Annotated in this window: 20 protein-coding genes; 4 read left to right on the top strand and 16 right to left on the bottom strand. The window is 63.2% G+C overall.

Features of this window, described 5'->3' with window-relative positions; genetic code table 11:
* Nucleotides 1-52: 52 nt before the first annotated feature.
* The 11 genes from AC0JZ4_RS08950 to AC0JZ4_RS08900 all read right to left on the bottom strand — a co-directional run bounded on the left by AC0JZ4_RS08950 (nt 53) and on the right by AC0JZ4_RS08900 (nt 12,491).
* Complete coding sequence (locus AC0JZ4_RS08950; protein WP_471886034.1) at nt 53-805, bottom strand: ABC transporter ATP-binding protein; 753 nt, start codon at nt 803-805, stop codon at nt 53-55.
* Nucleotides 802-1,653: an ABC transporter ATP-binding protein gene (locus AC0JZ4_RS08945; RefSeq protein WP_471886033.1), complete on the bottom strand. Its 852-nt coding sequence runs from the start codon at nt 1,651-1,653 to the stop codon at nt 802-804. The genes AC0JZ4_RS08950 and AC0JZ4_RS08945 overlap by 4 nt, the downstream gene beginning before the upstream one ends.
* Nucleotides 1,650-2,582: an ABC transporter permease gene (locus tag AC0JZ4_RS08940; RefSeq protein WP_471886032.1), complete on the bottom strand. Its 933-nt coding sequence runs from the start codon at nt 2,580-2,582 to the stop codon at nt 1,650-1,652. Before AC0JZ4_RS08940 ends, AC0JZ4_RS08945 begins: the two co-directional genes overlap by 4 nt.
* Entirely contained in the window at nt 2,579-3,631 is a 1,053-nt protein-coding gene (locus tag AC0JZ4_RS08935) for an ABC transporter permease (protein WP_471887843.1), read from the bottom strand. The genes AC0JZ4_RS08940 and AC0JZ4_RS08935 overlap by 4 nt, the downstream gene beginning before the upstream one ends.
* 305 nt (nt 3,632-3,936) lie before the next feature.
* Nucleotides 3,937-5,595, bottom strand: coding sequence for an ABC transporter substrate-binding protein (locus tag AC0JZ4_RS08930; protein WP_471886031.1), 1,659 nt, complete (start codon nt 5,593-5,595; stop codon nt 3,937-3,939).
* A 94-nt stretch (nt 5,596-5,689) separates the two neighbouring features.
* Nucleotides 5,690-6,739: a dipeptidase gene (locus tag AC0JZ4_RS08925; protein WP_471886030.1), complete on the bottom strand. Its 1,050-nt coding sequence runs from the start codon at nt 6,737-6,739 to the stop codon at nt 5,690-5,692.
* Nucleotides 6,740-6,899: 160 nt separating this feature from the next.
* A complete protein-coding gene (locus AC0JZ4_RS08920; RefSeq protein WP_471886029.1) occupies nt 6,900-7,577 on the bottom strand; it encodes a phosphoribosyltransferase in 678 nt (225 codons plus the stop codon).
* 20 nt (nt 7,578-7,597) lie between these two features.
* The gene (locus tag AC0JZ4_RS08915) at nt 7,598-9,385 is read right to left on the bottom strand and encodes an adenine deaminase (protein WP_471886028.1); all 1,788 of its coding nucleotides are present in this window, start codon (nt 9,383-9,385) and stop codon (nt 7,598-7,600) included.
* The gene (locus AC0JZ4_RS08910; protein ID WP_471886027.1) at nt 9,382-10,308 is read right to left on the bottom strand and encodes a nucleoside hydrolase; all 927 of its coding nucleotides are present in this window, start codon (nt 10,306-10,308) and stop codon (nt 9,382-9,384) included. Before AC0JZ4_RS08910 ends, AC0JZ4_RS08915 begins: the two co-directional genes overlap by 4 nt.
* Before the next feature lie 68 nt (nt 10,309-10,376).
* The gene (locus AC0JZ4_RS08905) at nt 10,377-11,432 is read right to left on the bottom strand and encodes a LacI family DNA-binding transcriptional regulator (protein ID WP_471886026.1); all 1,056 of its coding nucleotides are present in this window, start codon (nt 11,430-11,432) and stop codon (nt 10,377-10,379) included.
* A 126-nt stretch (nt 11,433-11,558) separates the two neighbouring features.
* The gene (locus AC0JZ4_RS08900; protein ID WP_471886025.1) at nt 11,559-12,491 is read right to left on the bottom strand and encodes a LysR family transcriptional regulator; all 933 of its coding nucleotides are present in this window, start codon (nt 12,489-12,491) and stop codon (nt 11,559-11,561) included.
* 124 nt (nt 12,492-12,615) lie between these two features.
* Between AC0JZ4_RS08900 and AC0JZ4_RS08895 the strand changes: the two genes are divergently transcribed.
* Nucleotides 12,616-13,791 (top strand): acyl-CoA dehydrogenase, encoded by a 1,176-nt coding sequence (locus AC0JZ4_RS08895; protein WP_471886024.1) that lies wholly within the window; start codon nt 12,616-12,618, stop codon nt 13,789-13,791.
* A 92-nt stretch (nt 13,792-13,883) separates the two neighbouring features.
* Here AC0JZ4_RS08895 and AC0JZ4_RS08890 read toward each other — a convergent pair whose 3' ends face one another.
* Nucleotides 13,884-14,237: a hypothetical protein gene (locus AC0JZ4_RS08890; RefSeq protein ID WP_471886023.1), complete on the bottom strand. Its 354-nt coding sequence runs from the start codon at nt 14,235-14,237 to the stop codon at nt 13,884-13,886.
* A 160-nt stretch (nt 14,238-14,397) separates the two neighbouring features.
* Nucleotides 14,398-16,323, bottom strand: coding sequence for a methyl-accepting chemotaxis protein (locus AC0JZ4_RS08885; protein ID WP_471886022.1), 1,926 nt, complete (start codon nt 16,321-16,323; stop codon nt 14,398-14,400).
* Nucleotides 16,324-16,757: 434 nt separating this feature from the next.
* Between AC0JZ4_RS08885 and AC0JZ4_RS08880 the strand changes: the two genes are divergently transcribed.
* Nucleotides 16,758-17,339 carry a cupin domain-containing protein gene (locus AC0JZ4_RS08880; RefSeq protein WP_471886021.1) on the top strand — a complete coding sequence of 194 codons (582 nt, stop codon included), beginning with the start codon at nt 16,758-16,760 and terminating at the stop codon, nt 17,337-17,339.
* Nucleotides 17,340-17,518: 179 nt separating this feature from the next.
* Nucleotides 17,519-18,955 (top strand): NAD-dependent succinate-semialdehyde dehydrogenase, encoded by a 1,437-nt coding sequence (locus AC0JZ4_RS08875; protein WP_471886020.1) that lies wholly within the window; start codon nt 17,519-17,521, stop codon nt 18,953-18,955.
* A 268-nt stretch (nt 18,956-19,223) separates the two neighbouring features.
* On the opposite strand, the gene AC0JZ4_RS08870 is transcribed toward AC0JZ4_RS08875, so the two are convergent.
* The 3 genes from AC0JZ4_RS08870 to AC0JZ4_RS08860 form a co-directional block, all read right to left on the bottom strand.
* A complete protein-coding gene (locus AC0JZ4_RS08870) occupies nt 19,224-21,320 on the bottom strand; it encodes a DEAD/DEAH box helicase (RefSeq protein WP_471886019.1) in 2,097 nt (698 codons plus the stop codon).
* 214 nt (nt 21,321-21,534) lie between these two features.
* Nucleotides 21,535-22,908, bottom strand: coding sequence for a sigma-54-dependent transcriptional regulator (locus AC0JZ4_RS08865; protein ID WP_471886018.1), 1,374 nt, complete (start codon nt 22,906-22,908; stop codon nt 21,535-21,537).
* Entirely contained in the window at nt 22,905-24,731 is a 1,827-nt protein-coding gene (locus AC0JZ4_RS08860; protein WP_471886017.1) for a sensor histidine kinase, read from the bottom strand. The genes AC0JZ4_RS08865 and AC0JZ4_RS08860 overlap by 4 nt, the downstream gene beginning before the upstream one ends.
* Before the next feature lie 217 nt (nt 24,732-24,948).
* On the opposite strand from AC0JZ4_RS08860, the gene AC0JZ4_RS08855 reads away from it, so the two are divergent.
* The gene (locus AC0JZ4_RS08855) at nt 24,949-25,425 is read left to right on the top strand and encodes a DUF4126 family protein (protein WP_471886016.1); all 477 of its coding nucleotides are present in this window, start codon (nt 24,949-24,951) and stop codon (nt 25,423-25,425) included.
* Nucleotides 25,426-25,445 lie beyond the last annotated feature (20 nt).

The raw sequence follows: 25,445 nt of genomic DNA, 5'->3' as shown, positions 1-25,445 counted from the left end.
CACAATGCCCCCGGCCACCTTTGCAGCACTTGCGGATTTACTGATGGATAGCCTACCCCCGGCGAAATCCTTCGCTCGCCACCAGCAGCTGCCGCGTATAGTCGGCGGAAAAATCCTGGCTCTCCAGCGCGGCGGCCTTGACCGTCTCCACCACTTTACCGCCCTTCATCACCGCCAGCCGCTCGCACATATGGCTGATGACGCCCAGATCATGGCTCACCATCACGAAGGTCAGCCCGCGATCCTTGCGCGCCTGTTCCAGAAGGTTGAGGATTTCCGCCTGGATCGAGGCATCCAGCGCAGACGTCGGCTCGTCGAGCAGCAGAACCTTCGGCTCCAGGATCAGCGCCCGCGCAATCGCCACGCGCTGCCGCTGCCCGCCGGAAAGCTGGTGCGAATAGCGGAAGCGGAAACCGGATCCCAGCCCCACTTCGTCCAGCGCCCGCATGATGCGTTGATCGACATTGTCGAAACCATGGATGGCGAGCGGCTCCAGCAACAGCCGGTCCACCGTCTGGCGCGGATGCAGCGAACCGTAAGGATCCTGAAACACCATCTGCACGGTGCGATAGAAATCCTTCGACCGGCTGCGGCCCGAATAGGACTGTCCGTTGATCGTCAACGTCCCGGCGCTGAACCCGTTCAGCCCCGCCACCGCCCGCAGCAGCGTGGATTTTCCCGACCCGCTTTCGCCGACAATGCCGAAACTCTCGCCTTGCGCCACATCCACCGAAACATGGTCCAGCGCAACGAAATCGTCGAACGTGACGACCATGTCCCTGACCGATAGAACACTTGCCGTCATAGAGCCCACTCCGTCTTTCGGTCGAGCACCGGCAGCGGATGCCGGTCGGAGCCGATCACCGGCAGGCAGTTGAGCAGCCCTTGCGTATAGGGATGCTGCGCCTTGGAAAGGTCGGCCGACGGCAGTTCCTCCACCACGCGCCCCGCATACATGACCAGCACGCGGTCGCAGAAGGAAGAGACGAGCCGCAGGTCGTGGCTGACGAAGATCAGCCCCATGCCGCGATCACTCACCAGCTTGTCGAGAATGCCGAGCACTTCAAGCTGCACCGTCACGTCGAGCGCCGAGGTCGGCTCGTCGGCGATCAGCAGTTCCGGCCCGCAGATCAGCATCATCGCGATCATCACCCGCTGCCCCATGCCGCCGGAAACCTCGTGTGGATAGAGTGAAAACACCCGCTCCGGATCGCGGATCTGCACCGCCTCGAGCATCGCGAGCGTGCGCACCTTCGCCTCGGCGGTCGAGACCTTCTCATGCGTCCTGAGCGTCTCGATGATCTGCCGCCCGATCGTCATCACCGGGTTCAGCGAATATTTCGGGTCCTGCAACACCATGCCGATCCGCTTGCCCCGGATCTGGCGCCGCTCCTTGTCGGATATGTCGAGCAAATCCCGACCGGAAAAATTCAACGTCTTCGCCGTGATCTTCGCATGTTTCGGCGTCAGCCCCATGATCGCCCGACCCGTTTGCGACTTGCCGGAACCGCTTTCACCGACGATACCGAGCCGCTCCCGTCCGAGTGTAAACGACACGCCGCGCACCGCCTCGATCTCACCGGTGCGGGTCGGAAAAGTGACGCGCAGGTCTTCGACCGTCAGAAGTTTATCGCTTCCGGAAACCGCACTCATTGGCCTGCCTCCTTCGGATCGAGCGCGTCGCGCAATCCGTCGCCAAGCAGGTTGAAGCCTAGGCTGACGATCAGGATCGCCGCACCCGGCATCGCGGCCACCCACCACTGGTCGAGGATGAAGCGACGGCCCGACGCGATCATGGCCCCCCATTCCGGCAACGGCGGTTGCGCGCCGAGGCCCAGGAAGCCGAGACCGGCCGCCGTCAGGATGATCCCCGCCATGTCGAGCGTCACCCGCACGATCAGCGACGACAGGCACAGCGGCATCACATGCCGGAAGACGATGCGGAAGGGTGACGCCCCCATCAGCTTCACCGCCGAGATGAATTCGGAATTGCGGAACGTCATCGTCTCGGCGCGGGCGATACGCGCGTAAGGCGGCCATGAGGTGACGGCGATGGCGAGAACCGCGTTCTCGATCCCCGGCCCGAGAGCCGCCACCAGCGCCAGCGCCAGAACCAGCTTCGGGAATGCGAGGAAGATATCGGTGATCCGCATCAGCACCGCATCCACCCAGCCCCCGGCATAACCGGACACAGTGCCGATGATGAGGCCAACGGGCGCGGCGATGATCGCCACCAGCACGACGACAAAAAGCGTCAGCCGTGACCCGTGGATCAGCCGCGAGAGAATGTCGCGCCCCTGGTCGTCGGTACCCAGCAGATAGCCGGCGGTGCCCGGCGGCAGAAGCCGCGCATTCCTCAGATCCCCCTGCACCGGATTATGCGGTGCCAGCAGATCGGCAAAGATCGCAACGAGGATCAAAAGAAGAATGATGCCGAGACCGGCAAGCGCCAGCCGGTTGGCGGAAAACCGCCGCCAGATCACATAGGCGCGACCCAGCCGCGCCTGATGCCGCGAGGTCGGCTGTTCGGATAACAGCCATTCGCGGCTATAGGGCTTTTCATGTGCCTGAAGAACACTCATCGGCTTCTCGTCCTCGGATCGAGCGTCCGGTAGAGAAGATCGGACAATATGTTGATGGCGATGAACACCGCGCCGATGACGATCGTTCCGCCCAGCACGGCGTTCATGTCGGCATTCTGCAGTGAGTTGGTGATGTAGAGCCCGAGCCCAGGCCAGGAGAAGATCGTCTCCGTCAGCACCGAACCTTCGAGCAGCCCAGCATAGGAAAGCGCGATCACTGTCACCAGCGGCACTGCGGCGTTTCTCAGCGCATGAAACCAGATGATCCGCGCCTCCGACAATCCCTTCGCCCGCGCCGCGACCACATATTCCTGCTGCAGCTCGTTCAGCATGAAGCTCCGCGTCATGCGGCTGATATAGGCAAGCGAGAAATAGCCGAGCAGCCCACCGGGCAGAATGATGTGGCGGAACAGATCCAACGCCACATCCCACTGCCGCTGCCAGATCGCATCGAACAGGAAGAAGCCCGTCGCCGGCGTGAACGTATATTCGTAGACGATATCGATCCGCCCCGGATAGGCGACCCAGCCGAGCTTGGCATAGAAGAGGACGAGCGCCAGTAGACCGAGCCAGAAGATCGGCACCGAATAGCCGATCAGCCCGATCACCCGCACGATCTGGTCTGCGATCGACCCGCGCTTGACGGCAGCCAGCACCCCGAGCGGCACGCCGATCAGGGCCCCGATGATCGTCCCGATCGTCGCCAGCTCGATCGTTGCCGGAAACACGCGGGCGATATCGGCCATCACCGGATTGGTGGTCAGCACGGACGTGCCGAAATCACCCGAAAGCGCCTGTTTGATATAGATCCAGAACTGCTGGTAGAGCGGCAGGTTCAAGCCCAGTTCCTCGCGCACCCGCTCGACCACATGCGCCGGCGCCCGGTCGCCGACAATCGCCAGCGCCGGATCGATCGGCACCACGCGGCCGATGAAGAAGGTGACGGCGAGCAGGCCAAGAAACGTGGTGACGACCGTCACCACGAACCGGACCACCGCCATCCCGAAGGAGGAAGCCCGCTTGCGCCTGCGCCGCGTCACGGCCGTCATGTCGGTAAGTGTCAAGGAGATCTCCCTTGGGTGGCCGATTGGGGCGATACATCGCCACCTGCCCCTTCTCCCTGTGAAACGGGGAGAATGTCCGGAGCTATCGCTTGAGAAAGTCCCTCCTCTAGCCTGCCGGCCATCTCCCCCACAAGGGGGGAGAGGACCCGCGGCACCCGCCTGGCTCAATTGAGCCTCGGCGGCGGTGCGACCAGGTAAAGCCCCTCCCCTTGTGGAGGTCCGTAAGGACGGGGAGAGACCCGTGGCTCGAGCCAGGTCGGTTGGGAGGGGGCTTTTCTAAACCTGCAGCCCTATTCCTTCGATACCGTACCCACGAAGTTCGTGTCGAAGCTCGGCCCCAGCTTGTAGTCCTTAAGCTTGGACGAATAGCCCGCCACTTCCGTCTGCTGGAAGACGATCACGAACGGGCTCTGGGCCAGAACCTGCTTCTGCAGGTCCTCATAGACGGCGGCACGCTTGGCCGCATCCTTCTCCAGCAATGCGCCCTTGCCGGCGTCGGAAAGCGCCTTCGGCACGTCCCAGGCATTGCGCCATGCCAGCGTCTTGTTCGTGCCCTCGTCGGAATTGTCCGCGTTGACGGTAAACGTCTCGGTGTTCGAGTTCGGGTCGAAATAGTCCGAACCCCACTGGCCGATATAGATGTCGTGGGTGCGGGCGCGGTACTTGGTCAGCGTCTGCTTGCCGTCGCCGGGAATGATTTCCAGCTTGATGCCGGCCTGCGCCAGCGTCTGCTGCACGCTTTCGGCAATGCCGGTCACCGGCTGCGTGTTGCGCACGTCCATCGTCACGGTAAAGCCGTCGGCAAGCCCTGCCTTGGCCAGCAGTTCCTTCGCCTTGGCGACATCAAGCTTGTAGGGCTTGTCATCGATCGCGCCGAGCTGGCCCTTGGGCAGGAAGGTCTGGTGGATCTCGCCGATCCCCTTGATCAGCGTCTCGCCGATCGCGTCATAATCGACCAGATATTTGAACGCTTCGGCCACTTCCGGCTTGGCAAGGTTCTCGTTTTTCTGGTTGAGGCTGAAATAATAGATCGTGCCCTTCGGCGCAGACGTCGTCGACAGGCCTTCCTTCTTGGAAACCGCTTCGACATCGCCGGGCTCGAGATTGCGCGCCACGTCGATATCGCCGTTTTCCAGCGCCAGCCGCTGGCCGGCGCTTTCCTTCATGTGGCGATAGATGACCCGCTTCAGCTTCGGTGCCTCACCGTAATAATGCGGGTTCGCCTCCATGAGGACGGCCTCGTTGGCGCGCCATGCCAGCACCTTGTAGGGGCCGGAACCGGCATAGCCGGTCTTCATCCACTCATTGCCGAAATCGGTGTCGTATTTGTATTCGGCCGACGGCGTCATCGCCTTGGCATGCTGCATCACCGTTGCCTTCTCGACCACCGAGGCGACGGTCGCGGTCAGCACGTTGAGGACGAAGCTCGGCGCATAGGCCTTGTCGACGGTGAACGTGAACGTATCGGGCGCGGAAGCCTTCGCCTTTTCCGTCACGTTATCGCCAGTCAGGCCGAACTGCGTCAGCAGGAAAGCCGGCGACTTGTCGAGCTTGACGGCGCGTTCGAAGGAAAACGCCACGTCTTCCGCCGTCAGCGGATTGCCGGAGGCGAATTTCAGGTCGGGTTTCAGCTTGAACGTATAGGTCATGCCGTCATCCGACACCGTCCAGCTTTCCGCCAGGTCGCCGACGACCTTGGACGTATCGGCCGGATCGAGCATGACGAGCTTGCTGTAGCTGTTGGCGGTTACCTCGGCGGTCGAAAGCTCGAAGGCCTCGCCCGGATCGATGGTGATGATGTCGTCGATGGCAAAGCCTTCCACCAGCGTATCGGCCGGCGTCGCGGCAAAAGCCGCGCCCGGAACGCCGAAAGGCGTGGCGGCTACCAGCAGCGACAGGGCTGCCGTGGTGGAAAGCATGCGGACGGAAGTGCTAAGTGAATGGAGCATGATCGGTTCCCCTGTTCTCATGTGCTCATATTCGTCGACGTCATCGACGCTTGTTCAGCGTCTTCGGTTCCCGGCGCAAGCCTGTTGCGGAACCTTATTCGTGCCAGGCCTGCCCCAGAACCCTCAACCAGTTCCCACGGGCAAGCTTGACCAGATCGTCGCCAGCGTATCCCCCTGATTTTAGGGCTGCAACCAGATTTTGATTGCCTGAAGCATCCCGGATCTCACCGGGCACGGTGCAGCCGTCGAAGTCCGATCCGATCGCCACGTGATCGATCCCCATGCGCTCCACCATGTAGTCGACATGGCGGATCATGTCGGAAAGCGGCGTTGCGGCATTGTCCAGCCCGTCGTCGCGCAGCATCGTCACGGCATAGTTGAGGCCGACGAGCCCGCCGCTGTCGCGGATCGCATCCATCTGCCGGTCGGTCAGGTTACGGGCGACGGGCGTCAGCGCATGGGCATTGGAATGGCTGGCGATCAGCGGCTGGTCGGAGGTCTTCGCCACATCCCAGAAGCCTTTCTCCGTCATGTGCGACAGGTCGATCAGAATGCCGAGCCGGTTGCATGCGCGAACGAGATCGAAGCCGAGACCGGTCAGTCCCGGCCCGGTATCGGTGGTCATCGGAAAGGCAAACGGCACGCCATGGCCGAAAATGTTGTGGCGGCTCCATACCGGCCCGAGCGAGCGCAGGCCGGCGGCATGGAACACGTCGAGATTGTCGAGATCACCGTCGATCGCCTCGCAGCCCTCCATATGCAGGACCGCGGCAAACACATTGGCATCCATCGCAGAGCGGATATCGGCGGTCGAGCGGCAGAGTTTCCAGGCCCCCTCACGATCGAGCCTTACAGCGATCGCCGCCTTTTCGAGCGCGATTTCGAGCGACGGCTGGTAGGCGAGCGGGGCGGCCAGCGGCGTCGCGTAATGGCCGTTGGCATCCGGGTCGCTCAGCACCAGATCGCCCGACGGGATGTAGATGGCGCAAAGCCCACCGGCGAGCCCGCCTTGCCGCGCCCGCGGCGCATCGATATGCCCTTCCGGTGTTCCCTTGGCAAATTCGACAACGGGATCGCCCCCCGCCTTCATGTTCCGCCAGAGCCGCAACAAAACGTCGTTATGGCCGTCGAACACCAGTTCCATCAAAAATCTTCCTGAAAAAATGACGCATGCTTCGGGTGGGATGAGGTGATCCTAGCCGGCCGATGACGATGCGCAAGGGGTTAAGTGAGTGCATCTGCCTCCTTTTTCCCGCTCACGGGGAGACGGGCGCAAGTGGCAGCGCCTTAACCCCAACCGAGCCTCAACCGCCCCACATCCCCTCACCGACCTTTTCGAGCATCGGCGTCCTGAAACACGAAACCACCCGGCCCTTCCAGTCAGGTCCCAGCGCGTCGAGCTTTGCCTCCCAGCGATCCGACTGCAGCATCGCCGCCCCGATCGCCACCGGCTCGATCCCGAGCGAGGTCATCAGCTTAAGCCCGGAAACGATCGAGGTGCCGGATGAAATCACATCGTCGATCAGGGCCACGCGTTTGCCCGCAATCAGCGGCATCATCCGCGGGTCGACATAGAGCCGCTTTTGTTGATCCGGTGTGGTGATCGATGAAAGCGGCACCGAAAGCGCCTCGTCGTACCAGAACTTTTTCGACGTACCCAGGGGCACGTAGCGGGCAAAGCCGAGCATCCGCGCAACGGCGGCGGCAAGCGTCAGCCCCAGCGTCGGCAGGCCGACGATCACCTCCGGGCGAAGCGCTGCGATCTTCGGCGCCAGATCCGCCGCCAGCGCATCCTGCACGTCGAAACCGGCCTGGTTGATGATCAGCGAGGCGAGCGCATGCTGCCCGTCGGCAAGCGGCCGGATCGGCAGGCGAAGCTGTTCGCCACTGTCGAGCCGCGCCGGATAAAATCCGGAATGCGGTCCGGCTTCGTCGAAGGAACCGGGAGCGTGCATCTCCTGCCAGAAATCATGCGGCTGCATCCCGTCTCCCTGCTTGTCGTCTATTGAAGAATGTCCAGTATCGGGCTCTCCAATAGCGTGCCGGTCGTCACATCCGCAATGCCCCTGTCGGTCTGGTGCGGCCCGGCATTGCAGGCCAGCGTCGCGCCGAAACAGGCCTTGAACACGAGATAAGGCGGCTGCCAGTCGACGATGTCGTCCATCGCCTTGCGGATCGCCCGGAACTTTTCGGCCACGACCTTCACCGGCTCTTCCGACACCAGGCCGGCCAGCGGCAGCGGCAGAAGCGCCACCACCTTGCCATCCTTGGCGACCGCCATGCCGCCACCGGCAGCGATCACCGCGTTGGCGGCCACGGCCATGTCGGCGGGATCGGCACCGAACACGGTGAGGTTATGGCTGTCATGAGCGACGGTGGACGCAAATGCCCCCCGCCACGCACCCCAGCCGGTGAGATACCCCAGGCGAGTGCGGCTGTCGGCCCGGCCGTGGCGGTGGGTGACGGCAATCAGCGTCGTTCCCTCCGGGGGTACCACGAACCCGTTTTCGACAGCCGCATCCACCTGGCCCCAGGCCGTGAAACGCGGACGATCGATCGTCGCGATCCTGACCTGGGAAGCCTTTGAAGGCAGCTTGAAATCCTCTTCTCGCAAAGCCTGAAGCTTGACCGAACGGCGCAGCGGATTGGGATTGATGCGCACCACGTCCATGGCCATGACGCCATCACGCGACACGATCTGGCCGCTGGCGATGACTGCCTTCGTGCGGAAATCCTGAAGATCGTTGAAAAGCACGATATCTGCCCGCCGGCCGGCGGCGATCAGCCCCAGATCGGCGCGGCCGATCCTGGCCGCACCATTCAGCGTCGCCGCCTGCAGCGCCCATTCCGGCTTCATGCCGTAGCGCACCAGCCGGCGCACCACGTCGTCCAGCCCGCCGCCATCGACGAGATCATCGGGAAACACGTCATCGGTACAGATCGTCAGCGTCTGCGGCAGATGGCCGAGCGTATTCAGCGCCGAAACGAATTCCGGCAGCAGATGATCGTGCGAGCCGCGCATCTCGATCGTCAGGCCGGCGCGCAGCTTCGCCATCAGGTCGTCGGCCGAGGTCAGCTCGTGGTCGGAGGTGATGCCGGCCGCCATGAAGGCCGAAAGATCGCCGCCGGCAAGCCCGCGCGCGTGGCCCGAAATCAGTTTTTCCGAGGCAAGTGCCGCCTGCACGATACCGCGCATGCGCTGTGCACGGTCGATCACGCCGCGCATGTCCATCACTTCGGCAAGGCCGGCAATCTTCGGCCAGAGCAGCATCTCGTCGATCACGTCGGCATCGAAATCGGCGCCCGACACTTCATAGCCAGGAGCAGACGGCACGCAGGACGGCGCCATGACGACGGCCCGGAGCGGCAGCGATTTCACCGCCTCGACCGACCATGCCACGCCATCGACCCCGCAGACATTGCCGAATTCATGCGGGTCCCACACGACAGTGGTCACGCCGCGCGGCACCACGGTTTCCGCATAGGTCGCCGGCGTCACCATGGAGCTTTCGACATGCATATGCGTGTCGATCAGGCCGGGCGACAGATAGGTCCCGGTCGCATCGATCACGGTCGCCGCATCTGATCGCGCACCGCGCTGATGCACGCTGGCGATCATCGGCCCGATGATGCCGATATCGGCGTGGCGCAATTCACCAGTCACCACATCCACCAGCGTGCCGCCGGAAATCAGGATGTCGAAGGGCGCGTCGCCGCGCGCCGCCGCCACCGCGCGGTCGCGCAAGATCACGTCGTTGAAATCGCCGATCGGGGTGAGAAGATCCTTCACCAGCTTGCCTCCGCCGTCAGCGCCTCGAGAATGATGGCCTTGGCCCTGTCGATATCGATCTCGGCGGCGAAGCTGGCGTTGAACGGCGCACTGCGGCCCGGCCGGGTTTCAACGACGGTGCGACCGCGCGTCAGACCCGTGGCAAGCTCCATGTCGATGCGGGCTTCCTGCCAGCGCACCAGCTCGGGATGGGCAAACGCGACCGCCGCCACCGCATCGTAAAGCGCCATCGCCAGCCGGCCGCGGCTCGTCGCGATCTCGACGAAACCGGCCAGAAGATCGGCCAGCAGTTCGGCATTGCGCCCGCCGGCAGAGCGCACCGGATCGACATCCTCCGGCGCGCAGAGCACCTTGCGACAAAGATCGAGATCGACCATCCGCAACGGAATGCCCTCTGCCAGAACGATCGCCGCGGCTTCCGGGTCGGCGAACGCGTTGAACTCGGCGGACGCCGTGTGATTGCCGACCGTCAGGCCGCCGCCCATCCAGGTCAGATCGGTAATCTTGGCCGCCAGATCCGGCCGCGCCAGCGCGATCGCCGCGATATTGGTCAGCGGCCCGAGCGCCAGAATGCGGCACTCGCCGTCGGCGCGCTCCAGCCAGCCACACAGTGCTGCAAACCCGTCTTCGGCAAACGTGTCGCTGCCCTCCGGCAGCGCCTTGCCGACCGTCGGCATGCCCGCTTCGCTCAGGACCGCAGCTGCGGTTTCAAGCTTGCCGAGAACCGGCATGGCCCGCCCGACATGGATCGGGAACGGCCAGACGAAAGCGCCTGCCGCACCGGCGGCATTGCGGCGAACCTGCTCCAGCCGGGCATTGCCGAAGACCAGCGAAATACCATCCACGCCCATGCCCTGATGCGCCGCGACCATGATCGCCGCCAGATCATCAAAGCCCATATCGGTATCGATCCAGACACCCATTTTACGTACGCCCCACAACTGACATCGGAGAATTGTTCAAAACTGCACCATATACGTATGATTGCATTTCACGGATCACTCGCGTCACGACGAGGCTCCGATATTTTCGCATCTGCCACGTAAGCCGGCGCCGTCGACTGCCTGATGACAAGCTGCATCGGCACGCCCGCGCCGCCATCGGCAGGCGTCACGCTCCGCTCACCGTTTGCCCGGATCGCATCCTCAAGCGCCCGCACTGCCTTTTCGGCGATCAGCGCAAGGTTTGGCCGCAGCGTCGTCAGCTGGGGCGTGACCACCGACGCCCAGACAAGATCGTCGAAACCGCTGACGCTGACCTGTTGCGGCACGGCGATACCACTGCGCTGCAGCTTGGTAAGCAGCCGTAAGGCAAGAAGATCGGAGGTCGCGGCACAGGCGGTAACGCCGGCCGCTATTCGAGGCTCGAGATCCAGCCTGAACTCTGCGCCATGGATGTCCTCGAGCCTGTCCAGCCAGACAGTCTCGCACACCACATCCGGCCCCAGCCCCTCGACAAGCCCGGCGATCCGGTCCTTCTGCACGTTGGATGATGCGCTCTGCCCGACAAGCACCACCTTGCGGTGCCCGAGCGACAGCAAATACTGCCCAAGCTCGACGGCGCCCGCACGATGATCGGAAGAAACCGTGTTATTGGGCGTCGATGGACTGTCGATGAGCGCCACCGGCAGTCCCATCTCGCTGATCGTCGAGCCGCGCCGCGGCACCACGATCAGCCCGTCCACTCCACGCTCGACAAGCCGGCCGATGGCTTCGGCCTGCCGCTCGGTATCGCCCCGACTGTCGGCGATCAGCACGCCATAGCCTGCATCGGCTGCGGCGCGCTCGACAGCCTGGGCGATCTGCGGAAAAAGAGGATTGGAAATATCCGGCAGCACAAGCCCCAGAACACCGCTGCGCCCGGTCCTGAGCGCCCTTGCCGCCTGGCTCGGCACATAACCGCGCTCTTCCGCGGCAACGCGGATCCTCGCCGAAAGCTCGGCCGACACCCGCCCCTTGCCGGTCAGCGCATTGGAGACGGTTGCCGCAGACACGCCAAGCGCGGCAGCAATTTCCGTCATCGTCGCATTCTGGCGGCTACTCGTCATCCGTGGGTCGTCTCGGTCTTAGGTGGCTTCAGGTGATTAATCGTTTAATCACCCCCATAACCGCAACCTCTTGGTGTGTCGAGTCCCTTATTCCGTATTCATATAGAGAAATACAAAATGTCGCACCTACCAGGCGACGACCTCCTGGCCGTATCGCGCAACCTCCTCCAAAAGCCACGTTCTGAACGCCACCACGGGCGGAAAGCTGCCCTTCGCTGTTGGAGCGACCGCGTAATAGGCGCTCGGGCTCACAACCGAATGGGGAAATGCCTCGACGAGCTGGCCGCTCGCAAGCTCCTTGTCGATCAGAAACAACGGCATAAGCCCGACACCCAGCCCGGCGATGGAAGCCTGCGTCACGCTGCCGAACTGTTCGAAGCGCATCCCGTCGGCCGGCGCGCTGCCGATCCGCAGGCTGTCGAACCAGTGCTTCCACCCGCCCGGACGCGATGCCATGTGCAGGAGCGGCAGTTTCAGCAGATCTTCCGGCCGCGATACCGGATGGCTGGCCAGAAATTCCGGCGAACACACGGGCGCCACCATCTCGTCCATCAGGAACGTGCAGTCGGCGCCCGGCCATTCCGGCCCATACGCCCCCTTGGGACCGACATGGATCGCCATGTCGATCCCGCCCTCGTCGAAATCGAAGACGCCGATCCGGGTGGCGAAGTTCAGCGTGATTTCGGGATGCCGCGCCACGAAACCGGGAATGCGCGGCATCAGCCAGCGCGTCCCGAATGTCGGCAGGATCGCGAGGTTAAGCTGATCGCTATGCCGTTTGGTCATGACATGCAGTGCCGCCGAACGGATCTGCGCCAGCGCCCCTGCAATCGCTCTGGCAAATTCCGCCCCCGGCGACGTCAGCACCACACCCCGGCTTGTGCGCTCGAAAAGCGCTACGCCAAGCTGCTCCTCAAGCCCTGAAACCTGTCGGCTTATAGCCCCTTGCGTCAGGGAAAGCTCTTCCGCCGCAAGCGAGAAACTGCCGAGCCGCGCGACCGAATCGAAGGCGGCGAGTGCAGAGGTGGACGGCAGGAGTTTGCGCGAAAGGTTGCTCATGCGCTATTACTATCCGTCATGGCAGCTTGAGTAAACGAGCCTTGTTTACGCCCGATCGCGGGGGTACGCCTTTATCAATTGTCAGAAACGGGTGTGGACACCCTTGGCTCTTCTGGAGGATCCCTTGGCCTTTACCTGGAACGACCCCTTCCTGCTCGATGAGCAATTGAGCGAAGACGAACGGATGATCCGCGATGCCGCCGCAAGCTTCGCCAAGGCCGAACTTCTGCCGCGCGTCGAGGAAGCGTATCTGGAAGAAAAGACCGATGTCGAACTCTTCAAGCTGATGGGCCAGACCGGTCTGCTCGGCGTTACGCTGCCGGAAGAATACGGTGCGGCCAACGCCTCCTACGTCGCCTACGGCCTCGTCGCCCGCGAGATCGAGCGCATCGATTCCGGCTATCGCTCGATGATGAGCGTCCAGTCCTCGCTCGTCATCTACCCCATCTTCGCCTACGGCTCCGACGAGCAGAAGAAGAAATATCTCCCCGGCCTCGTCTCCGGCGAGCTGATCGGCTGTTTCGGCCTGACCGAGCCGGATGCCGGCTCCGATCCGGGCGGCATGAAGACCCGTGCGGAAAAGATTACGGGCGGCTATCGCCTGCGCGGCTCCAAGATGTGGATCTCCAACGCCCCGATCGCCGATGTCTTCGTCGTCTGGGCAAAATCGGAAGCGCATAACAACGAGATCCGCGGCTTCGTGCTGGAGAAGGGCATGAAGGGCCTGTCAGCCCCCAAGATCGGCGGAAAACTGTCGCTGCGCGCCTCCATCACCGGCGAGATCGTCATGGATTCGGTCGAGGTCGGCGAGGACGCACTGCTGCCGAATGTCTCCGGCCTCAAGGGTCCCTTCGGCTGTCTCAACCGCGCCCGCTACGGTATTTCATGGGGCGTCATGGGCGCTGCCGAAGACTGCTGGTTCCGCGCCCGCCAGTACGGGCTGGACAGAAAACAGTTCGGCAAGCCGCTCGCCGGCATGCAGCTCTACCAGAAAAAGCTCGCCGACATGATGACCGAGATCACGCTTGGCCTGCAGGGTTCGCTCCGCGTCGGTCAGTTGATGGACGCCCACAAAATGGCGCCGGAAATGATCTCCATCGTCAAGCGCAACAACTGCGGCAAGGCGCTGGATATCGCAAGGCAGGCGCGCGACATGCATGGCGGCAACGGCATTCAGGTCGAGTACCACGTCATGCGCCATTCGCAGAACCTGGAGACGGTCAACACCTACGAGGGCACGCATGATGTCCATGCGCTGATCCTCGGCCGCGCCCAGACCGGCATTCAGGCATTCTTCTGACACACGGAAGAATGGCGGCAACCAACTGCCGCCATCAACACTCCCGTCAATTTTCCCGCCTGGCCCGGCCGCGAAAGCGCGCCGGGTGCTTTTTATCTTTCGTCCGCGTCGTCATCGTGAGTTTGCGGCAACACACCCCAGTAATGTTCGGAAATATTACGGCCATTATCGAGAAGCCGGAACGCGATTTCCGGATTGCCGCCCTTCATCGTGTCGAGATCTGCACCGCAGAGTTTGAGGAAAAGCTTCTGGTGCACGACTGCGGCAAAATACTCCGCTGCCGGCGGCCGCTCGGCAATGCCGGCATCCCTGATCTCCTCGGCGGAACGCGCGGCAGCCGCGTCGATTGCCCGGAAAACGGTAGCCAGCATCTCGTCCTCGGCCCGCGACTGGATATCGAGATATCGCCTCTGTTCCGGCGAAAGGACGGGGCAGCTGTCAGCCAAAGGCAGTCTCCTCGAATAGGGATAAGCGCCACTCATCCCACGGGAATGCGCCGACAATAGGCCACGACCAAAAGCATCGGCACCCGCAGCGGTCTGCTGCGGGTGCCGAAAAGCGTCTATGGGCGGCGCCATCGCCGCCGCATGTCAGTGGTGCAGAGGCTTAGAACTCCTGCCACTCGTCCTTGCGCATGTCGAGCGCGGCATTGCCGGAGAAGGCTGCCGTGATCTTGCGACCGAGAGCGCGCGCCGGCGATGCCACCGGCCTTTCGTTCGGGCGAGCCGCCGCAACATGGGCCGCACCACCCAGCCTGAACTGGGCAAGCAGCTGATTCAGCGACGCCACTTCCGTGGCCAGGCTATGGCTTGCAGCGGTCTGTTCTTCAACCATCGCAGCGTTCTTCTGCGTATCCTGGTCCATCGTGTTGACGGCCGTGTTGATCTGCTGAAGCCCAGAGGACTGCTCATGCGCAGACTCGACGATGGCGTTCACATGGCGGTTGATCTCCTGCACTTCGGCGACGATCACGTCGAGCGCCTTGCCTGTGTCGCCGACCAGCTGCACCCCGTCACGAACCTGCTGGTTCGAGGTGTCGATCAGCGTCTTGATCTCCTTGGCGGCGGTTGCGGAGCGCTGTGCCAGCTCGCGAACTTCCTGTGCGACAACGGCGAAACCCTTGCCTGCCTCGCCGGCACGCGCCGCTTCAACGCCGGCATTGAGCGCCAGAAGATTGGTCTGGAAAGCGATCTCGTCGATCACGCCTATGATGTTGGAAATCTCGCCCGACGACTTGGAGATCTGCTCCATGGCGGTCACGGCCTTGCGCACCACCTCGCCGGATTTTTCCGCACCGGTTTTGGCGCGGCTCACAAGCTCGCCGGCCTCCTGCGCGCGACGGGTGGAATCCTTCACCGTCGTGGTGATCTCTTCGAGCGCTGCGGCGGTCTCTTCCACGGCAGCTGCCTGCTGCTCGGTACGCTTGGCCAGATCGTCGGCTGCCGACTTGATCTCGTTGGCACCGGCATCGATGCCGCGGGCATTCTGCGCCACCTGAACCAGCGCCCCCTGCAGCTTCTCCGCTGAAGTGTTGAAGTCGCCGCGAACGCTGTCGAGCGTCGCCGCGAAGGGCTCGGAGATGCGATAGCCGACATCCCCCTCGGAAAGCTTCGAAAGACCTGTGGCGATGCTGTCGACGGCAAACTGAACTTCCGCCGCTTCTTCGGCCTTCTGCTTCTCGCGCGCAATCCGCTCCTTCTCGCTCGTCGAACGATTGGCTTCGGTCTCGCGGGCAAGCTGCGCACGCTCGATGGCGTTCTGGCGGAACACCTGCACGGCCTGCGCCATCTCGCCGACTTCATCCTTGCGGTTCATGCCGTCGATTTCGGATGCCGTATCACCGGAAGCCAGCGACAGCATGCGTTCACGCAGGCGCACGATCGGCGTGGTGATGCCGCGCGAGGTAACGAACAGGGCAATACCAATCACCGCCAGGAACACCGCGACCACGGCGATCAACGTCTTGTTGATCAGCCAGCTGTTGTCTGCGGTCAGGGCCTGGCTGCGGCTTTCGACATCGCTCATCCGAGCAAGCAGGAAGGACAGGATATCGTCGCTCAGCGGATTGACCAGTGCATCGGCTCTTTCGAGCGACTGCCGCGCCTGCGCATCCTCGGAGCGCGCCGCGAAAGCGATCGCCTGGTCGGTCTGTGCGATGACGGCGCGCATTCTGGTGATCAGCCCATCCAGCTCCTGCGCATGCTGCGGCAGGAGATCGCGCGCCCGGCCGAGCTGTGTCAGTACGTATTCCTTGGTGGAACCGTAATCCTTGGCCGCAAACTCGTACATCGGATGCTGCGGATCATAGAAGGTCGTCTGGTAGGCCGTCAGCGTCAGCCCCACCAGGTTGCGGTTGGCGCGCGCCACTTCCAGCGTCGCGCGGTTATCCTGGCTGATGAAGTCGAAATAGACCTGATCGGATGCCTTGAACTGCGATGAAAGATAGGCAACGGCACCGAGGCCGGCTGCACAGAGCAAAAGAATGATCGCGAGGATCTTCGTTCGAATTCCGGTCTTTTCCAGGATGGTCATTTTTGATCCAAAAGAGATGATCCGCGTCCCTTCCCGTGCCGAAGGTCATCGGTTTCAGATTTGGCAGAGCACGTCGCAACCCAGTCATTGGGCGTGGATTCCGCGCGCAGCCACGCACCGGAGAACTGCAACCCGAAGGCGCCAAACCAGCTGCAAATCGCACAGAACATCTGAAATCGGATATCGCTTTACGAGCATAAACAATTCCTTACAAAAGATAGTTTGATCGCTGATTATTTCTCGAAAAACGAAAAATGCCGCTCACCAGCCTTTTAATCTGACGATCAGACATGAATTTCGGGGCGCAAAACAGCCGCCTCGGCCTGCCCGTTAACCGCTCATGCTTTCGTCATTGGCCAAAATCCTGGCTTGGGTGTATCAGTGCGATGCATCTTGCCCCGGCAACGATCATGCACAGGAAGACGCCTTCGCAAATGGACGCACCAGCCACGACTGCGGATACCGCGGAAGAAGAATTCGATGTCGGTGACCGGCTTCGTCTCGTGCGCCAGAGCCACGGCCTGTCGCAGCGGGCGCTGGCGGTCAAGGCGGGGGTCACGCATTCGCTCGTCTCGCTGATCGAGAAGAACAAGGTCAGCCCCTCTGTCGCCTCGCTGAAGAAGATCCTCGAGGCGCTCAACTATCCGCTGACCGATTTCTTCGCGCTGACGCTGCCGCCCGTCGACCAGATTTTCTACCGCGCCGATGAATTGACGCCGTTGTCGAAAGGCGCGCTGACGCTGCTGCAGGTGGGTGACGCAAGCTCCCACAGCGTCCAGATCTTTCACGAGTTCTACGAGCCGGGTGCCGATACCGGCGAGACGATGCTCGCCCACGAGGCGGAGGAAGGCGGCGTGGTCGTCGCCGGCGAACTGGAAGTCACCGTCGGCAGCCAGACCCGCATCCTCAAGCGCGGCGATGCGTACCTCTTCAACAGCCGCCTGCCGCACCGCTACCGCAACGTCGGCACCGAGCGCTGCGAGGTCGTCAGCGCGGTGACGCCGCCCTACCTGTGATTGCCGCGCGCTTCGGTCTCTGCGCTATAAGTATTTATCGGATTAGTATGACTTTTTTTAAAGGCGCCGACGTTGATTGTCGCCTGTCTTTGTCTTAACTCAGCTACCGGAACATTCCGCCGTTCTGCCCGCGGTCTTCTGCCGCGCGACCTGACGTTTCAAAACGAAAGTGGATCCCCATGCAGACCTATCCAGACGTAAAGCTGTTCATCAACGGTGAATGGCGCGATGCCGTCGGTGGCGAAACGCTGCCCGTGTCCGACCCGGCGACCGAGGAAGTCATCGGCAAGATCGCCCATGCCCGCAAGGCGGACCTCGATCTCGCCCTCGAAGCGACCGAAAAGGGCTTCAAGGTCTGGCGTGATACCCCGGCCTTCGAGCGCTCCAAGCTGATGCGCAAGGCAGCCGATATTCTCCGTTCGCGTGCCGACGAAATCGCCTACATGATGACCCGCGAGCAGGGCAAGCCGCTTGCCCAGTCGAAGATGGAAATCATGGGCGCGGCAGACACCATCGACTGGTTCGCCGAAGAAGCCCGCCGCACCTACGGCCAGATCATCCCGGCCCGCTTCGGCGGCGTTCAGCAAATGGCGATCAAGTTCCCGGTCGGCCCGGTTGCCGCCTTCACCCCGTGGAACTTCCCGATCAACCAGATCGTCCGCAAGCTTTCTGCCGCCGTTTCCACCGGCTGCTCGATCATCGTCAAGGCTCCGGAAGAAACGCCTGCCTCGCCGGCAGAGCTGATCCGCGCCTTCGCCGACGCCGGCATTCCGGCCGGCGTCATCGGCCTCGTCTACGGCATTCCGGCCGAGATTTCCGAATACCTCATCGCCCATCCGGTCATCCGCAAGATCTCGTTCACCGGCTCCACCCCGGTCGGCAAGCATCTCGCGGCACTCGCCGGCAAGCACATGAAGCGCGCCACGATGGAACTCGGCGGCCACGCTCCGGTGATGATCTTCGACGACGCCGATCTCGAAAAGGCGATCGAAGTGACCGCCATGTCGAAGTTCCGCAATGCCGGCCAGGTCTGTGTCGCGCCGACCCGCTTCCTCGTGCAGGACGGCATCGCCGACAGGTTCATGGAAGGTTTCGTCAAGGCGGCGGAAGCCATCAAGGTCGGCAACGGCCTGGAGGACGGCGTCGGCATGGGGCCGCTCGCCAACGAGCGCCGCATCCCGGTCATGGAAGACATGATCCACGACGCGGTTTCGGCCGGCGCGAAGCTGAAAACCGGCGGCAAGCGTATCGGCAACAAGGGCAACTTCTTCGAGCCTACCGTGCTTGCCGAAGTTCCGACCTCGGCCAAGATGATGAACGACGAGCCGTTTGGCCCGATCGCGATCGTCAATCGCTTCTCGAAGTTCGAGGACGCGATCGAGGAAGCCAACCGCCTCCCCTTCGGCCTCGCCTCCTACGCCTTCACCGGCTCGGTCAAGACCGCGCATGCGCTCGGCCGCTCGGTGGAAGCCGGCATGCTGACCATCAACCACAACGGCCTTGCCCTCCCCGAAGTCCCCTTCGGCGGCATCAAGGATTCGGGCTACGGCACGGAAGGCGGCTCGGAAGCGGTGGAAGCCTATCTGGAAACCCGTTTCGTTTCGCAGATGAACTGATCGGTCGGGCAATCGCTCGAACGCAAAACGGCCGGGGTGAAAGCCCCGGCCGTTTTTGTTTGTCGCCTGCCGTCATTCCCCAAAGCCCCTCATCCGCCTGCCGGCACCTTCTCCCCGCAAGCGGGGCGAAGGGACCAAGCCGTGACCTCTCCGCCACTCGCAGAGGCCGAGCAGGGCACGCCCCCTCTCCCCGCCTGCGGGGAGAGGGAGAGGGTGAGGGTGAGGGGCGATCGCCGACGCATACGGCCAAGCACGCCCCACCTGAACCTTACTTCTTCTTGTCAAATCCGCCCTTGCCGGCAGGCTTCTTCTTGAAGGGCTTGTCGCCGTCGCTCTTGGTGAACGGCTTGTCGCCGAAGGCCTTTTTCTTGAGCGGCTTATCACCGAACGGCTTGTCACCCGGCTTCTTGGCGAAGTCGCCCTTCGGCTTTTCGCCCCAGACGTCATCATCCATGCGGCGCGCGTCGTCGGACTTGCCGCTGGCCTTCTCGCCCTTCGGCTTCCAGTCCTTGCGCGGGGCATCGCCGTAAGGCTTGTCGCCATAGGGCTTCTTGTCACCGAAAGCCTTGTCGGCGCGCGGGCCATCCTTGGCAAACGGCTTGTCCTTGCGGAAGCCGTCCTTCTTCGGTCCATCCTTGAAAGGCTTGTCCTTCCACGGCTTGTCCATGCGCGGACCTTCGCGGTTGGTAAAGCCCTCGTCATCCGTGCCGCGTGAAAACTTCGAAAAGTCCGGCGCGCCGTCGAGACGGGTCACACGGATGCCACGGTCCATCAGCCGGTCCTTGCCGAGCTTCGCCATGAACTTGTCGGCATGCGCTTCGGCAATTTCGACGAAGGTCTCGTCGGCCTGCATCTTGATCGCGCCGATTTCGTTCTTGCTCAGGTCGCCGCTCTTGCAGATCGTCGGGATCAGCCAGCGCGGTTCGGCGCGCTGCTTGCGGCCGACCGACAGCGAGAACCACACGGCCGGGCCGAAATCGCCACGCGGGGTGAGCGGCCGCGAGGCCGGATCGCCTTGGGCGCCGTCACGCGGCTTGCGGGCTTCGAGCGACACGACGCTGACATCTTCCGGCGCGGAATTCTTGCCGCGATAGAGCGAGACGAAAGCGGATGCCAGCTTCTGCGCATCGAAGCGCTCGATCAGCTTGGCGATCAGCGCCTGCTCGTCCTCATCCGTCGTCACTTCTGTGAAGATCGGGTCGGCAAACAGCCGCTCCTCGTCGCGCGACGTCACGTCGTCGGCAGACGGCGGGTTCGCCCAGGTCGGCTCGATCTTGGCGCCGAACAGAAGGCGCTCGGCCTTGCGGCGCTGCGTCACCGGCACGATCAGCGCGCTGACGCCCTTGCGACCGGCGCGGCCGGTACGGCCCGAACGGTGCAGCAGCGTTTCGGAATTGGTCGGCAGATCGGCATGAATGACGAGTTCCAGGCCCGGAAGGTCGATGCCGCGGGCAGCGACGTCGGTCGCGATGCAGACGCGGGCGCGACCGTCGCGCATCGCCTGCAGCGCATGGGTGCGCTCGTTCTGGGTGAGTTCGCCGGACAGCGCCACGACCGAAAAATTGCGGTTGGAAAGCCGCGCATGCAGATGGTTGACGGCAGCACGCGTCGAGCAGAAGACGATCGCGTTCGGCGCTTCATAGTAGCGCAGCACGTTGACGATGGCGTTCTCGCGGTCGGACGGCGTCACCAGCAGGGCGCGATAGTCGATATCGACATGCTGCTTCTGTTCGGCGGCGGTGGCGATACGCACCGCGTCACGCTGATAGCTTTTCGCCAGCTTGGCGATGGCGGCCGGCACGGTTGCCGAGAACATCAGCGTGCGGCGTTCTTCCGGCGCAGCTTCCAGGATGAACTCGAGATCTTCGCGGAAGCCGAGATCGAGCATCTCGTCGGCCTCGTCGAGCACGGCTGCGCGGATCTCCGACATGTCGAGCGCATTGCGACGGATGTGGTCGCAGATACGGCCCGGCGTGCCGACGACGATATGCGCACCGCGCTCGAGCGAACGGCGTTCGTTGCGGATGTCCATACCGCCGACGCAGGAGGTGATCACGGCACCGGCTTCGGCATAGAGCCAGTCCAGCTCGCGCTTCACCTGCATGGCCAGTTCGCGGGTCGGCGCAATGACGAGCGCCAGAGGCGCGCCGGCGCGGCCGAAACTGTCGGCATTGCCGAGCAGCGTCGGGGCCATGGCGATGCCGAAGGCAACCGTCTTGCCGGAGCCTGTCTGGGCGGAAACCAGCGCGTCGGATGTGGCAAGCGCCGGGTCGAGCATGGCCTGCTGCACGGGTGTCAGCGTCTCATAACCACGCTTCTGCAAAGCCTTCGCGATCGCCGGAACGGCGCCGTTGATATCGGTCATCAAATCTGTCTTTCGGAATGTACTGCGCCTGATGGCGCCTTGGCTGCAACGATCGCAGCCGAGCGTTGGGCCGTCCCTATAGGGTAAGCTGCAAAAAGTCAAAGGATCGCTGCCATTCCGGCAAACCGATCCCTATCCAAACCTCTCCGCGATAGCCGCGGTCAGAGCACACGAAGGCAAAGCCTGCAAGCGGCAAAGACCCGGCAGGACACGCTTACCCGCGCCGCTCGTCCTGCGGAAAAGTCTCGATACCGAGCATCTTCTTGTCCAGCCCGTACTTCTGCATCTTCTCGTATAGTGTCTTGCGGGAAATGCCGAGCGCCTCATAGACCGGCCTCAGCGCGCCGCCATGGGCGGCAATTTCGCCGGCAATCAGGTTGCGCTCGAAGGCGGCGACCTTTTCGGCAAGCCGTCCGCCCGCCTCCTTGGGTGCACCGCCCTCCCCCGTGCCGGGATCGAGGCCGAGCACCAGCCGGTCGGCGGCGTTGCGCAGCTCGCGCACATTGCCCGGCCAGTCGCGCTGGGCGATCAGCGAGACGATATCCGGGGCGACATCCATGTCCTCGCGGCCATAGCGGGCCGCAGCTTCCCGCACCAGCTGGAGGAAGAGTAGCGGGATGTCCGCCCGTCGCTGCGCAAGCGATGGTACATGCAACGTCGCGACATTCAGCCGGTAGAGCAGATCAGCGCGGAACCGGCCGGCCGCCACTTCCGCCTCGAGATCCACCTTGCTGGTGGCGATGAAGCGCACATCGAGCGGCACCGTCTCGTTGGAACCGAGACGCGTGATCACCCGCTCCTGCAGCACCCGCAGGAATTTGGCCTGCAGGTCGAATGGCATCGAGCTGATCTCGTCGAGCAGGATCGTGCCGCCACGCGCATGCTCGAATTTTCCGTAGCGTGGCCGAAGCGCTCCGGGGAATGCGCCGGCCTCATGGCCGAACAGCTCGCTTTCGATCAGCGTTTCGGGAAGGGCGGCGCAATTGATGGCGATCAGCGGCCGGTTGGCGCGCGGGCTGATGTCGTGCAGCGCCCGGGCCACCACTTCCTTGCCCACCCCGGTATCGCCGATGACGAGCGTATCGGCATCCGTCGCGCCGATCGCCCGGATACGGTAGCGCAGATCGACCATCACCTGCGTGCGGCCGGGCATGCGCGCCTCGACATCGTCGCGTTTTCCAGCAACGGCCCGCAGCCTGCGGTTTTCGAGGATCAGCGAACGCCGCTCCAGCGCCCGGCGAATGACGCCGGCCAGATGCTGCGGCGTGAAGGGCTTTTCGAGAAAGTCATAGGCTCCCTCGCGCATCGCCTTCACCGCCAGCTGCACATCGCCATGGCCGGTGACGAGAATGACCGGAATTTCCGCGTCAAGCTCGCGAATCCGGTGCAGCAGCGTCATCCCGTCCAGCCCCGGCATGCGGATATCGCTGACGATCACCCCGTCGAAGCCGAAGCCGGAAAGCTCCAGCACGTTTTCCGCGTTCGGAAACGTGTCGACGGTGAGGTCGAACAGTTCCAGCGCCTGGGCGGTGGAGCGGCGCAGTTCCTCCTCGTCATCGACCAGCAGCACCCGTTGCGGAAGCGTCATTCGGCGGCCTCCAGCACGTTGGCGTCGGCAATATCGAGTTCGATGGCGAACACCGCACCGCCTTGCGGGTGATCGGTCACCGAAAGGCTGCCGCCGAAATCCTTGACGATATTATAGGAGATAGACAGGCCGAGCCCCAGGCCTTTGCCGACACCCTTGGTGGTGAAGAACGGATCGAAGATGCGCTCGCGGATCGAAGCCGGCACACCCGGCCCGTGGTCGCGCACGCGGATCGAAACCTTTTCCCCGACCGCCTGCGCCGTGACGTCGATGCGCCGGTCTTCCAGCCCCTCGACCGCATCGGCGGCATTGGAGACGATGTTGACCAGCACCTGCTGCAGGCGCACCGCCCCGGCCACGACCGGCGGCAGCGACGGTGCAACGGTGATCGACAGGCTCGCATCCGCCGCCTTCAGCCGTGTGGAGACGATCTCCACCGTATCGCGGATGACATCCTCGACATGGACGGCACCGAGCTTTTCGTTCGGCTTGCGGGCGAAATTGCGCAGGTGCCGGCTGATCGAGGCCATGCGGTCGATCAGCGCCGAGATGCGCTTGACGTTGTCGCTCGCCTCGTCCACCCGGCCGCGCGCGATCAGCAGTCCGGTCGTCTCCGCATAGGTTTTCGCTGCTGCCAGCGGCTGGTTGAGTTCGTGGGAAAGTGCGGCCGACATCTGGCCGAGACCGGCGAGTTTTCCCGCCTGCACCAGATCGGCCTGCGTCTGGCGCAACCGCTGTTCGGTGAGCCGGCGCTCGGCGATCTCGTCCTCGATGCGGCTGTTGACGCGGGCAAGATCGGCGGTGCGTTCCTCGACGCGCCGCTCCAGCTCGTTCTGCGCCTCGGCCTGCAACAGCATGCGCTCGGCAAGCCGGGCGCGCCGCTGTAACACGATGGCAAGGCCGAAACCGGCAAGGCAGAGCGCAAGGAAGACGGCGGCCATCATGATCTGCGCCTGCCAGCGCACCGACGCCGTATCCATCAGCACATTGACCGTCCAGCCGGCGCCGGGCATCGACTGCGAGACGAACAGATACTCACGCTCCGTCCCGCCACTGCGGATCAGCATCGTCTCGTGCCCGGCAAAGGCGCCATAGGTGAGCGGTAATTCGTGCGGCCGCACATCGGCATAGCGCCGTGAGGTTTCCGTGCGGGCCATCCGTTCAGACGTCAAAGGCAGGATGGCGGCGAAACGCCACTCGTTGCTGCCGGTCATGAAGATGATGCCTTCGGGATCGGAGACGAAAATGCGGTCATCGCCGCCGACCCAGGAGGCCTCGATCGTATCGAGATCGACCTTGAAGACGATCACACCGAGGATCTTTCCGTCGAGCCGGATCGGCGCGCTGAAATAGTAGCCGCGCTTGGCCGAAGTGGTGCCGACGGCGAAGAAACGTGAATGCTCGCCCCGCGCCGCTTCCTGGAAATACGGACGGTAGCTGAAATTCTCGCCGACAAAGCTGACGGGGGAATCGTAATTGCTGGCGGCGATCGTCGTGCCGTCGAGCGTCATGATATAGATGTCGGAGGATTTCAAAAGCGCGTTGACGCCGCTCAGATACTGGTTGGCGGCCAGCCGCAGGACGGGATTGCCGGGATCGTGGATCAATACCTCGATGATCTCGTCATCGGCGGTCAGTGCCGGCAGGGCCTCGTAGCGCTTCAGATGGCCGTCGAGCGCCGACACGGCAAGCCGAAGCGTCGTCGCCGCCTGCAACTCCGCCTCCTCCATATAACTGCGCGCCACCAGATCGTGAACCTTGACGGTTACGCCAAGACCGATGGCCACACAGAGCACGAACACTGCCGCGATGCGATGCTTCACGTCCTAAGGGCTCCTCCTCCCTGATCAGAACTGAGCTATTCTACGGAGCGCGCAGGAATTTTCCACCGGCTTTTCGCGTCATGAGTGCAAGACGGCCGCAAGGCTGGAAAAAGTCGAAGCGGCGACAATATTCATGACAATTGACTCGGCGCGAAATTTCACATCGAGATACAATCATTAAGGGAAATCCGCCTGACGGCGGAAAAGGGGTTTTCAGATGGTGTCCTTGCTTGCGCTTTTCATCGGCGCCGTTTCCGGCCTGCGCGCCATGACCGCCCCAGCCGTCGTCACCTGGGCAGCTTCGCTCGGATGGCTCGATCTCTCCGGCACATGGCTGGCATTCCTCGGCTCCGGCTGGGCGGTGCTCATTTTGACGATCTTCGCCTTTCTGGAGCTGGTCACCGACAAGCTGCCGACAACGCCGAGCCGCAAGGTGCCGCAGCAGTTTGCCGCCCGCATCGTCGCCGGTGCCCTGGCGGGTGCGGCCATCGGCACGCCCTGGGACTACTGGATCGCCGGCCTCGTCTCGGGCGTGCTGGGTGCCGTGATCGGCACCTATGGCGGCGCCTGGGCGCGCGGCAAGCTGGCGGAGAAATTCGGCAAGGACCTGCCGGCGGCGCTGATCGAGGATGTCGTCGCCGTCATCGGCGGCCTGCTGCTGATCACGCTTCTGCCCGGAGCCCCCGCCGTCTGACGTCCACAATGAGGTGCGTT

The sequence above is a fragment of the [Rhizobium] kunmingense genome, assembly GCF_977018605.1.
This window is presented reverse-complemented; position numbering and strand designations above follow the sequence as displayed.